12 protein-coding genes are annotated in these 11,063 nt (G+C 70.8%); 7 read left to right on the plus strand and 5 right to left on the minus strand.

The window, feature by feature from the left end:
• Positions 1–30 precede the first annotated feature (30 nt).
• Entirely contained in the window at positions 31–615 is a 585-nt protein-coding gene (locus ABIE67_RS31595) for a hypothetical protein (RefSeq protein WP_370264782.1), read from the plus strand.
• Positions 616–753: 138 nt separating this feature from the next.
• On the opposite strand, the gene ABIE67_RS31600 is transcribed toward ABIE67_RS31595, so the two are convergent.
• From ABIE67_RS31600 to ABIE67_RS31610, 3 genes are read right to left on the minus strand one after another with little or no spacing between them, the layout of a single operon-like run.
• Positions 754–1,326 (minus strand): cob(I)yrinic acid a,c-diamide adenosyltransferase, encoded by a 573-nt coding sequence (locus ABIE67_RS31600; protein WP_370264783.1) that lies wholly within the window; start codon positions 1,324–1,326, stop codon positions 754–756.
• A gap of 13 nt (positions 1,327–1,339) precedes the next feature.
• Complete coding sequence (locus ABIE67_RS31605; protein ID WP_370264784.1) at positions 1,340–2,089, minus strand: ABC transporter permease; 750 nt, start codon at positions 2,087–2,089, stop codon at positions 1,340–1,342.
• 10 nt (positions 2,090–2,099) lie between these two features.
• Positions 2,100–2,882 carry an ABC transporter ATP-binding protein gene (locus tag ABIE67_RS31610; RefSeq protein ID WP_370264785.1) on the minus strand — a complete coding sequence of 261 codons (783 nt, stop codon included), beginning with the start codon at positions 2,880–2,882 and terminating at the stop codon, positions 2,100–2,102.
• Between the two features lie 80 nt (positions 2,883–2,962).
• Between ABIE67_RS31610 and ABIE67_RS31615 the strand changes: the two genes are divergently transcribed.
• From ABIE67_RS31615 to ABIE67_RS31630, 4 genes are all read left to right on the plus strand, one after another.
• Positions 2,963–3,604: a TetR/AcrR family transcriptional regulator gene (locus ABIE67_RS31615; RefSeq protein WP_370264786.1), complete on the plus strand. Its 642-nt coding sequence runs from the start codon at positions 2,963–2,965 to the stop codon at positions 3,602–3,604.
• 136 nt (positions 3,605–3,740) lie between these two features.
• Positions 3,741–4,589 carry a 3-hydroxyacyl-CoA dehydrogenase family protein gene (locus tag ABIE67_RS31620; protein ID WP_370264787.1) on the plus strand — a complete coding sequence of 283 codons (849 nt, stop codon included), beginning with the start codon at positions 3,741–3,743 and terminating at the stop codon, positions 4,587–4,589.
• A gap of 207 nt (positions 4,590–4,796) precedes the next feature.
• The gene (locus ABIE67_RS31625; RefSeq protein WP_030046661.1) at positions 4,797–5,120 is read left to right on the plus strand and encodes an STAS domain-containing protein; all 324 of its coding nucleotides are present in this window, start codon (positions 4,797–4,799) and stop codon (positions 5,118–5,120) included.
• A gap of 262 nt (positions 5,121–5,382) precedes the next feature.
• Positions 5,383–7,947 (plus strand): ATP-binding protein, encoded by a 2,565-nt coding sequence (locus ABIE67_RS31630; protein ID WP_370264788.1) that lies wholly within the window; start codon positions 5,383–5,385, stop codon positions 7,945–7,947.
• Between the two features lie 88 nt (positions 7,948–8,035).
• Here the strand turns inward: ABIE67_RS31630 and nucS are convergent, their stop codons facing one another.
• Positions 8,036–8,707: an endonuclease NucS gene (gene nucS, locus ABIE67_RS31635; RefSeq protein ID WP_370264789.1), complete on the minus strand. Its 672-nt coding sequence runs from the start codon at positions 8,705–8,707 to the stop codon at positions 8,036–8,038.
• A gap of 274 nt (positions 8,708–8,981) precedes the next feature.
• Here nucS and ABIE67_RS31640 point away from each other — a divergent pair, with 274 nt between their 5' ends.
• Positions 8,982–9,374, plus strand: a complete 393-nt coding sequence (locus tag ABIE67_RS31640) for an SCO5389 family protein (protein ID WP_187824866.1) — start codon at positions 8,982–8,984, stop codon at positions 9,372–9,374.
• Positions 9,375–9,476: 102 nt separating this feature from the next.
• On the opposite strand, the gene ABIE67_RS31645 is transcribed toward ABIE67_RS31640, so the two are convergent.
• Positions 9,477–10,505, minus strand: coding sequence for an LLM class flavin-dependent oxidoreductase (locus ABIE67_RS31645; protein ID WP_370264790.1), 1,029 nt, complete (start codon positions 10,503–10,505; stop codon positions 9,477–9,479).
• A 223-nt stretch (positions 10,506–10,728) separates the two neighbouring features.
• On the opposite strand from ABIE67_RS31645, the gene ABIE67_RS31650 reads away from it, so the two are divergent.
• Positions 10,729–11,061, plus strand: coding sequence for an ATP/GTP-binding protein (locus tag ABIE67_RS31650; RefSeq protein ID WP_370264791.1), 333 nt, complete (start codon positions 10,729–10,731; stop codon positions 11,059–11,061).
• Positions 11,062–11,063 lie beyond the last annotated feature (2 nt).

The raw sequence follows: 11,063 nt of genomic DNA on the forward strand, positions 1-11,063 counted from the left end.
GCCTGGAAGGGTGACCGAAGGGAGCATGTTGTGATCGTCGCCCTCATCATCGCCTGCGAGGTCGGCTTCTGGGTGCTGCTGGCCCTGGGCCTGGCCGTCCGCTACCTGCTGAAGTGGCGCCGTACGAGTGTGGTGCTGCTGCTGTGCGAGCCGGTGCTGGAACTGGTCCTGTTCGTCGCGACGGCGATCGACCTCAAGAACGGCGCGGAGCCGGGCTGGGAGCACGGTCTGGCCGCGCTCTACATCGGCTACACCGTCGCCTTCGGCCACTACACGATCCGCTGGCTCGACGGCCACGCCGCCCACCGCCTGGGCGGCGGCCCGCCCCCGCCCAAGCCCCCTCAGTACGGCATGGCGCGGGCCCGGCACGAGGGCCGCCTGTGGCTGCGGACGCTCCTCGCGGCGGCGGTGGCCCTCGCCCTGCTCCAGGGTGCGATCTGGTACGTCGGGGACGGTGACACCTCGTCCCTGCGGTCCTTCCAGTGGGCGGCACTGCGCGCTGCCGGCATCCATGGCCTGGTCGCGCTGGCCTACCTGATCTGGCCGAAGCAGCCGAAGGGCGAGCCGGAGGCCGACGACCGGATAGTCACGTCGAAGGAGCAGGCCCGGCGATAAGCGCCCGCGGTTCGGCAGCGCCCTCCAGGGGCGCGGGGCTGTATTCAATTTGCGGCTCCGCCGCGTGGGCGCGACCAGCCACGACGCACCTGCGGACGACAGCCGACCGATCGCGGCACCGGCACTCCCGCGGTGCGCCTAGCGCTCTCCGCCCGGCACCCACAGCACGTCCCCGACCTCCTTGTTCGCCGTCCTCGCGAGGATGAACAGGAGGTCGGACAGGCGGTTGAGATAGGTCGCCGTGAGGGGGTTCATCACCTCGCCGTGGACCTCCAGCGCAGCCCACGTCGAGCGCTCCGCCCGGCGGACGACCGTGCAGGCCTGGTGGAGCAGGGCCGCGCCCGGCGTGCCGCCCGGCAGGATGAAGGACCGGAGCTTCTCCAGCTGCTCGTTGAAGTGGTCGCAGTCCGCCTCCAGCTTGTCGATGTAGAACTGCTCGACCCGCAGGGGCGGGAACTCCGGGTTCTCCACCACCGGCGTCGACAGGTCCGCACCCACGTCGAACAGGTCGTTCTGCACCCGGGTCAGAACCTTGACGACCTCCTCCTCCAGCCCGCCCAGCGCGATCGCCGTGCCGATCACCGCGTTCGCCTCGTTGGCGTCGGCGTACGCCGAGATCCGCAGATCGGTCTTGGCGACCCGGCTCATGTCGCCGAGGGCGGTGGTGCCCTGGTCGCCGGTCCTGGTGTAGATGCGCGTCAGATTGACCATGTGACCAGCGTAGTTACGCTCCGGCCGTTCGGAACACGCGTGTGCCGACTGTCACGGCCAGCGCGGTGAAGGCGAGCGCGACCAGGACGCCGTACAGCATGTGCGCCGTCGCGTACGAGCCGACGTACGCGTCCCGCACCGCGTCCACCAGATAGCGGAACGGCACGAAGTGGGAGAGGACGTCCAGCCACGCGGGCCCCAGTGTCATCGGCAGCATCAGGCCCGACAGCAGCATCATCGGCATCGTCATGGCGTTGACCGCCGGGCCGAACTCCTGCGGCGTGCGCACCTTCATCGCGAGCGCGTACGACAGCGAGGCCAGCGACACCGTCAGCAGCGCGACGAACGCGAAGCCGATCAGGACGCCGGGCAGGGGCGCCCGCAGCCCCATCACCAGCGCGGCCAGCACCAGCAGCACCGCCTGGAAGACGAACACGGTGGCATCGCGCAGCACCCGGCCCAGCAGCAGCGCGAGGCGGCTGACGGGCGTCACCCGCATCCGCTCCACCACGCCCTGGCCCTGCTCGATGATGATCGCGAAGCCCGCGAACGACGCCCCGAACAAGCCGAGTTGCAGCAGCAGCCCGGGCACCAGCACCTGCCATGAGCTGCCCTCCTCTCCCAGCGGCAGATCCGTCAGCAGCGGACCGAAGAAGAGCAGGTACAGCAGCGGCATCAGCACGCCGAAGAGCAGGGCGAAGCGGGAGCGCAGGGACTGGCGGAGATAGCGGCCGTAGATGAGGGCCGTGTCCTGGAACAGCATCTGAGGATTCCTATACGGCTACGGGGGCGGCGTCGGCCGGCGTGGCGCTGCGGCCGGTGATGGCGAGGAACGTGTCCTGGAGCGAGGCGTCGATCGAGCCGCCGTACTCCAGCTTCAGCGCGCTCGGCGTGCCCTCCGCCACGACCACGCCCCGGTCGACGACGACCAGACGGTCGGCGAGGGCGTCGGCCTCGTCGAGGTAGTGGGTGGTGAGGAAGACCGTGGTGCCGTGCTCGTCGCGCAGGCGCCGGATCAGGTCCCACAGGTCGGCCCGGCTGCCGGGGTCGAGGCCGGTCGTCGGCTCGTCGAGGAACAGGACCTTCGGGCGGTGCGTGAGCGCCATCGCGATGTCGAGGCGGCGCCGCTGGCCGCCGGAGAGGGCGCCGGCCTTGCGGCCGAGGAGGTCGGTGAGGCCCAGGTCGCGGGCCAACTCCCCGGCGCGCTCGGCCGCTTGGGCTTTCGTCAGGCGGTACAGACGGCCCTGGGTGACCAGTTCCTCCCGCACGGTGATCTGCGGATCGACCCCGCCCGACTGGGCCACGTATCCGCACGCCCGCCGCACCCCTGCCGGGTCGTTCGCGAGATCGCGGCCGGCCACCGTGGCCGCGCCACCGGTGGGCGCCAGCAGGGTCGTCAGCATCCGCAGGGTCGTCGTCTTGCCGGCCCCGTTCGGGCCCAGGAAGCCGAGGATCTCGCCCTCGCGGACGGTCAGGTCGATGCCGCGCACGGCCTCGACGGGGCCGAGCTTGGTCTGGAAGGTACGGGCCAGTCCGGCCGTACTGATGATGGGCATGGCCCCAGAAAAACAGAGTCTCTTAAATTTTGCAATGTCACCAAAATTTCAGCGGACCCAGCGAAGCTAGGATGTGGACCATGGCTGAGGGGCTCAGGGAGCGGAAGAAGCGCGAGACGAGGCAGCGGATCTCGGACATCGCCACCGGGCTGTTCCTGGAGCACGGCTTCGTGACGGTGACCATCGCGGAGGTGGCGGAGGCCGCCGACGTCTCCGTGAACACCGTCTACAACTACTTCCCGGCGAAGGAGGACCTCTTCTTCGACCGCTCCGCCGGCGTCGTCGAGCAGCTCTCCCGCTGGGTGCGCGCCCGGGACAAGGGGGAGTCGGCCGCCCGGGCCGTGCTGCGGGAGATGCGCGCCGAGGCGGAGGCCGTCTCGCCCCGGCTCGGCCTCATGGAGGGCTACGACCGTTTCATGCGCGTCATCCACGAGGCGCCGCCGCTGCGGTCCCGGCTCTGGAGCCTCCAGCAGGAGATCCACGACCACCTCGAAGCGACCCTGCGCGAGGAGGCCGGCGCGTCCGCCGGCGACCCGCTTCCGGGCCTGATCGCCGGTCAGATCGCCTGGATCCATCAGACGGTCTTCGTCGCCGTCGGCCGCGAGATGCTCAAGGGGCGCAATCCGGACGAAGTGTCACGCGAGATGCTCGTACTTCTCGACGACATCGAGGAGCTGTTGAGCGAGAACGTGCTCAACTACGCCGTCCGAGGCGCTCAATGACCCGTGCCGGTGTGATGTCCGTCAGATGAGACGTGACTCGCGTTACTAACCGGTCACACAGTCCCTCACGAGCGCTAAGGTCCGCCGAAGAGCAACCTAAACAGGGTGTAAGGCGTTTCAAAGGGGAGTCGCAACAGTGGCACGGAAGCTTGCCGTCATCGGCGCCGGCTTGATGGGTTCCGGGATCGCCCAGGTCTCCGCTCAGGCGGGGTGGGACGTCGTCCTGCGGGACGTCACCGACGAGGCTCTCAAACGTGGCACCGACGGCATCAAGGCCTCGTACGACAAGTTCGTCAGCAAGGGCAGGCTGGAGGCGCACGACGCCGACGCCGCCCTCGCCCGTATCACCGCGACCACCGACCTGGACGCCGTCGCCGACGCGGACGTCGTCGTCGAAGCGGTCTTCGAGAAGCTCGAGGTCAAGCACGAGATCTTCCGCGCGCTCGACAAGATCGTGCGGGACGACACCGTGCTCGCCTCCAACACCTCGGCCATCCCCATCACCAAGATCGCGGCGGCCACCGAGCGCCCCGAGCGGGTCGTGGGTGTCCACTTCTTCTCGCCGGTGCCGATGATGCAACTGTGCGAGCTGGTCCGCGGTTACAAGACGAGCGACGAAACCCTCGCCACCGCACGGGAGTTCGCCGAGTCCGTCGGCAAGACCTGCATCGTCGTCAACCGCGATGTCGCCGGCTTCGTGACGACCCGTCTCATCTCGGCCCTCGTCGTGGAGGCCGCCAAGCTGTACGAGTCGGGCGTCGCCACCGCCGAGGACATCGACCTCGCCTGCAAGCTGGGCTTCGGCCACGCCATGGGCCCGCTCGCCACCGCGGACCTCACCGGCGTCGACATCCTGCTGCACGCCACCAGCAACATCTACACCGAGTCCCAGGACGAGAAGTTCGCCCCGCCGGAGCTGATGCGCCGGATGGTGGACGCAGGTGACATCGGCCGTAAGAGCGGGCAAGGCTTTTACAGCTACTGAGGTTTCGTAAACCCTCGCACAGCCGCCGCGCCCATCACGCGATGGGGTGAATTCGGTATCGGTTCGCTTACAGACGGCAACCTCTGACCGCTCAACGCAGTCAGAGGTTGCATCACCCGTCACAGCGAAGACTCATAGCAAACACAGACACAGGCACCAGCACAGGCAACGCATCGCGGAGCACCAACGCACGCTTGGGGAGCGCATATGCACATCAGGGGCGACCACGCCGAACTGGTCGTCGGGGGCGTCCTCGACGTCCGCAGCGCGGCGGACGCCCGTACGGTCCTGCACTCGGCCGTCGACGACGGAGTCGGCGATCTGGTGCTCGACCTGTCCGAGCTGGACTCCTGGGACGCCACCGGACTCGGGGTGATCATGGGGGCCCACCGGCGGGCCGGCCGCTGCGGCCGGCGCCTGGTGCTGCGCGGTGTACCGCCGCAGATGCAGCGCCTGCTGGTGGCCACCCGGCTGCACCGGATCCTGGCAATCGAGGGCGGCATCGGGGTGGAGTCCCTGCCCCGGGTGTGACACCCGGCACCGGTGGGGCGGGACAGTCGGGCGTTTCGTCTGCGAAGCGCACGTCACGCACAATCCTCACGAGACTGTGATGTCTCGGACGGCGCGGTACCCCGACCTGTCGTAGATACTGTGCAAAGGTTTAGGGTTCGGCTGCCCGCCGCCTAGACAAACCCCTTCGAGCGGGCCCGGACCAGAAGCGACAGCGCGGTGTGCAGCAAGGCCGGGAGGGGCTTGGCTTGGGCACACGACGCTTTTGGGGGGCTTGAAACCTATGGACCCGAACAACCGGGGACCCGAGGAGTACGGCCATGACGGTGACGGCCAGTCGTCGCGCCATCGCCCGCCCAGGGACCCCCTCACACCCGACTTCGGACAGCACTCGCCCGCGCTCGCCCGCACGGTGCAGCTGGTCTCGGGCGACTTCCTGCTCACCGTCAACCCCGTCGACGGCAGCGAGATCGAGGTCTGCCCGCCGGCCGAGCGGCCGTCGCGGCCCGAGAAGCTGACCCCGGCCGATCGCGCCGAGGCCGACCGCGCCGCCAAGCCGCCCGTCCCACCCGGGCCGACCCGCCGCGCCGAGCCGCTGCTCGCCCGCCAGGACGAGCGCGAACAGCTGGTACGGATGCTCGCCCGCGGACGCTCCGTGCGCCTGGTCGGCTCCCCGGGCGCGGGCCGCACCAGCCTCCTCGACCTCGTCGCCGAGGACTGCGCGGACCTCGCCCCCGACGGCGTGGTCCGGCTCACCGGCTTCCACCGCACGCCCGCCGACCTCCTGTACGACCTCTTCTACGCCGTCTACAGCGCGCCCCTGCACCGCCCGGATCAGGACGACCTGCTCGCCCTCGTGCGCGAGATCGGCGCGGTCGTCGTCCTGGACGACCTCGAGTTCGGCGGCGCCGCGCTCGACGAGCTGCTGGACGCGACCCCCGAGTGCGCGTTCCTGCTCGGCGCCACCCCGGACGTGCCCGTGCCGTCCGTCGACTCCGGCATCGAGGAGGTCGCCCTCGGCGGCCTCGACCGTGCCGTGAGCGTGGAGCTCCTGGAGCGCCAGATCGGCCGGGTCCTCACCGAGGACGAGGCGAACTGGGCGGGCGACCTGTGGTTCGAGTCGGAGGGCCTGCCGCTGCGGTTCGTCCAGGCCGGAGCCCTGCTGCGGCAGCGGGACCGGCTACGGGCCGGCGCGGACGCCGTCGACGAGTACGGGGTCTTCGAGGACGCGCCGCCGGAAGACGCGCCCTTCGACGCGGCGTACGGCGGCACCGAGGCCCGCGGCGAGGAGACACCCCTGCCGTCGCTCGGCGAGGCGGCCGGACCCGCGCCGCTGCTCGCCTCGCGGCTCAGCGCCTCGGCCCGCGCCACCCTGAAGTTCGCCGTCGCGCTCGGCGGCGAGGTGCCGCACCAGGCGCATCTGCCCGCGCTCGTCGGCGACACCCACGCGGATGCCGCCCTGGGCGAGCTGGCCGACTGCGGGCTGGTCTCGCCGGTCGGCCCCCGCTACCGGCTCGCCGCGGGCGTGCAGGCCCAGCTGGCGGCCGCCGGATACGCCGAGGACGTCCAGGGCGGCGCCCTCACCGCCGCGCGGCACTACGCCTGGTGGGCCGGGCACCCCTCGGTCACGCCGGAGCGCGTGTGCGCCGAGGCGGACGCCGTGCTCGCCGCGCTGGGCGTGCTCGTGCCGGGTACGACTCCGCCCGCCGAGGACGAGGAGAGCCCGACCGTGCCGCTGGCCCGCACCGCGGGGCCCGCGTTCGCGGCCGGGCTGCACTGGAGCGCCTGGGAGCGGGCGCTGCGGGCGGGCGCCGAGGCCGCTCGCCTGGCCGGTGACGTCACCGAACAGGCCTACTTCCACCACGAGTTGGGCGTCCTCGCACTCTGCGGCGGCCAGCTGGACCGGGCCCGCGCCGAGCTGGAGACCTCCATCGGCCTGCGCGGAGCCCTCGCCGACAAGCGCGGCACGGTCGCGGGCCGCAGGGCGCTGGCCTTGGTCTCGGACCGCTCCGGCACGACGCCGGGGCTGGTCGCCTTCGGCGCCACGGCGGGGGAGGAGGTGCCGGACGCGCGGTACGAGGAGTCGCAGTCGCCGCCGGGAGGAGTCCCGGCCGCCGCGTTCCCGCCGGTCGGGGACGCCACCACCCTGGTCACCCACCAGGCCTCGTCGCCGTCCTCACCGTCGTCCCCGGCGCCCGCGCACAAGGGCCGCGGCGGCGTCCGGGGCTTCGCGCGGCGCAACCTCGTCGCGGCCGGCTCGGGCGCGCTGCTCGTGGCCGTGCTCGGCACGGTGGTGACGCTCGGCGCCACGTCCGACAACGACCCCAACAACCCGGCCACCCAGGTCGGGGTCAACCCGTCCGCCAGCCAGGGCATCGGCGACGACAGCCTCGGCGCCGACACGGCGGAGGGTGACGACGGCAAGGGCTCCGGCGACACGGGCACGGCCACCAGCCGGCCCACCGACCCGGGCCCCGACGGGACGTACGGCACGTCGGACGACCCGACCCCGACTGAGTCGGCGGGGCCGTCGGACGACCCGACCGGTACACAGGGCTCGGGCGGCGGCTCCTCGAACACGCCGACGAAGCCGCCGTCGTCGACGACGCGGCCGCCGACTTCGAGGCCCCCGACGTCCAACCCGCCCACGTCCAACCCGCCCACGTCCCAACCGCCGACCACTGAGCCACCGACATCGGAGCCGCCGACCAGCGAGCCGCCGACCACGTCACCGTCCACCTCCGACTCGGCCAGCGGCCCGGCCTCCAGCGCCCCTGCGAGCACCTCCGCAAGCGCGCCGGAGACGAGCGAGGCGGGGGCGCCGAGCAGCTCGGACGCTGTAATCTGACCGCTGATCGAGACAAGAGGGCCGGGTCCGTCCATCGGACCCGGCCCTCACCGTCGTAGAACGGTCAAGAACTGCCAAGAAGCGGCAGTCAGAACAACCGCAACTTGTCGTCCTCGATGCCGCGCATGGCGTCGTAGTCCAGCACCTGGCAGCCGATGCCCCGGTCCGTCGCGAGGACGCGGGCCTGGGGCTTGATCTCCTGGGCCGCGAAGATGCCGCGGACCGGCGCGAGGTGGGGGTCGCGGTTCAGCAGCTCCAGATAGCGGGTGAGTTGCTCCACGCCGTCGATCTCGCCGCGACGCTTGATCTCGACCGCGACGGTCCGGCCCTCCGCGTCCCGGCACAGGATGTCGACCGGGCCGATGGCCGTCATGTACTCGCGGCGGATGAGCGTGTAGCCCTCGCCGAGGGTCTCGATGCGGTCGGCGAGGAGCTCCTGGAGGTGCGCTTCCACGCCGTCCTTGATCAGGCCGGGGTCCACGCCGAGTTCGTGGGAGGAGTCGTGGAGGATCTCCTCCATCGTGATGATGAGCTTCTCGCCCCCCTTGTTGGTGACCGTCCAGATGTCCTTCTGCTCGCCGTCACCCTCCTTCAGGGTGCAGGGCGGCGACATCCAGTTCAGGGGTTTGTAGGCCCGGTCGTCCGCGTGGATCGAGACGCTGCCGTCCGCCTTGACCAGGATCAGACGGGGCGCCGAGGGCAGGTGGGCGGTGAGCCGGCCCGCGTAGTCGACGGAGCATCGGGCAATGACGAGACGCATGGTCCGCAACGCTACTCGACGGGTCCCGGTCGACGCGATTCGCCCTGGGGGAGTCCGGATGACCCCGGACTGCCCCTGTTCATTTCTGGCCGATTGTGCGCCTGGTGTGTCCAACGGGGACCGCCCATGTACGCATTCTCCTGGTGCCGTCACCGTCTGTTGCCTACCGTATTAAACGGGAGGTCGCGACGCGTGTACGCAGAGTGTTCGGTATCGCGAACTCCCCTATCTGTCAGGCAACCCCCGCTGTTGTGGGGGTGCGAGAGGAGAACCCATGTCGCTCGACGTCTCACCGGCCCTACTCGAACAGGCCGAGCGAGGCGAGGTCGACGAAGCAGAATTCGTCGACTGCGTCCGGACCTCCCTGCCCTATGCGTGGGAGATGATCAGCTCCCTGGTGGCTCAGCTGAAGGTCGACGGCGGTCAGTTCGCCGACAACCAGACGCCCCCGCCGGACGAGCAGGCACGTGGCCAGCTGCTGCGTGCGCTTGCGAGTGACGCGATACGCGGCGCGCTGCAGCGGCACTTCGGGGTGCGACTGGCCTTCCAGAACTGCCACCGGGTGGCGGTGTTCCCGCTTGACTCCTCGGTCGACGAGACGCTGACCCGCTTCACCTCGGTCCGCAGCCAGCTGCTGAACCAGTCCCCGGAATTCAGGGACTGCTGACGCCGTAAGCCGCTTGCTTGCCGCTCCGTACGCGGGAGGTGCAATCAGTACTGGGCGGCAAGCCCCCCGGCGGCATCGGCCGTCGATCCGTGACAGGGCGATTCAGCCGAGGTGCGGCAGCACTTCGGCGCCCAGCCGTCGTACGTTCTCCTCGGTCGCCGCCAGGTCGCCCGAGCCCTCGACGAGCAGGGCGAAGCGGGAGATCCCCGTCCGTTCGCTGGTCGCCGCCAGGCGGTCGGCGCACAGGCGTGGGGTGCCGACCGGGTGCAGTCCGCAGAGCAGTTCGGTGTACGCCAGCGGATCGCGCATCGGGCGATGGCGGCCGTCCACCGTCACATGGGCCTCCAGGCCCTGGCGGAGCCAGCCCGGCATCGCCTTCGTCAGCGTCTCCACCGCGTCCGTGCGCCGGTCGGCGATCTGGCAGACACCGGCCGAGACATGGGCCGCGCCACGGATCTCGTCCGCCGACCGCCCGGCCGCGCGCGCGTGCTCCCGCCACAGGGCGACCATCTCGGCCTTCTCCTCGTCGCCCACGTGCATCCCGAGCAGCATCGGCAGCCCGCGCTCGGCCGCGAGCCGCACGCTCTTCGGTGACGTACACGCGACGACGACCTCGGGCCCCTCGACGTCCGTGAGGCACTCCGACGGCCTCGGTACGACGGGGACTTCGCGGAAGTCGAACCGCTCGCCGGCGGACGCGACCGAGGGCTCGCGCAGCCAGCGCAGCAGCAGATCGAGTGATTCGGGGAACCCCTCCTCGTACGCCTTGAGACCCGAGCCGAAGACCTCCAGGTCGACCCACGGCCCGCCGCGCCCCACGCCCAGCGAGAACCGCCCGCCGGAGGTGATGTGCAGCAGCGCGGCCTGTTCGCCGAGGGCCACCGGATGGACGGTGGGCAGCACACTGACCGCGGTGCCGACCCTCAGCCGCCGGGTACGGCCGAGCAGTACCGCGGCCAGGGTGATCGCGGACGGACAGGTGCCGTACGGCACGAAGTGGTGCTCGGCCACCCAGACCGTGTCGAGCCCCGCTTCCTCGGCGACCTCGGCGGAGCGGACGGCGCGGTGCAGCGCCTCCCCCTCGCCCTGTCCCGGGAACCGGGCGGCCAACACGAAACTACCTACGTGCATTGCCTTTTCCTGCTTCCTTGGCTCCGACGCGGAGCTCCCCCACCCGGCATAACCGTCTGACACGTGCCGAGGACACGGCTTGACGAAGAGATTTGCGGATTGTCTGCAGAATCGAGCGTCGGCGTGGGGGACTTGTGGGGGTTGGTGCCGTACGACTACCCCTGTCCGCGCCGCGTAGGCTGGACATGGCCCCTGCATCCTGTATAGCCCCGTGAGGTGTTCCGTGTCCCCGCGTCGCAACCGACCCAAGGGAGTCGGCTCGTCCGGAAACAGCGCCGAGGACGACCGTTCCGGCCGCTACGGCGGCTGGCAGGCCACGGAGAGCTGGCAGGGCGAGGACTGGAACGTACGGCATGTGGCGGGCGCGAGCGCGCAGGGCAAGGCGTACCGCTGCCCGGGCTGCGACCAGATGATCCCGGACGGCGTCCCGCACGTCGTCGCCTGGCCGGGCCACGGAGGCGTCGACGACCGCCGTCACTGGCACAAGGCGTGCTGGAACGCGAAGGACCGCCGCACCACGCGGGTGCAGCGGTCCCGTAACGCGCCGAAGTTCTAAGC

Origin of the sequence: Streptomyces sp. V4I8 (assembly GCF_041261225.1) — a bacterium.
Classification (GTDB): Bacteria; Actinomycetota; Actinomycetes; order Streptomycetales; family Streptomycetaceae; genus Streptomyces.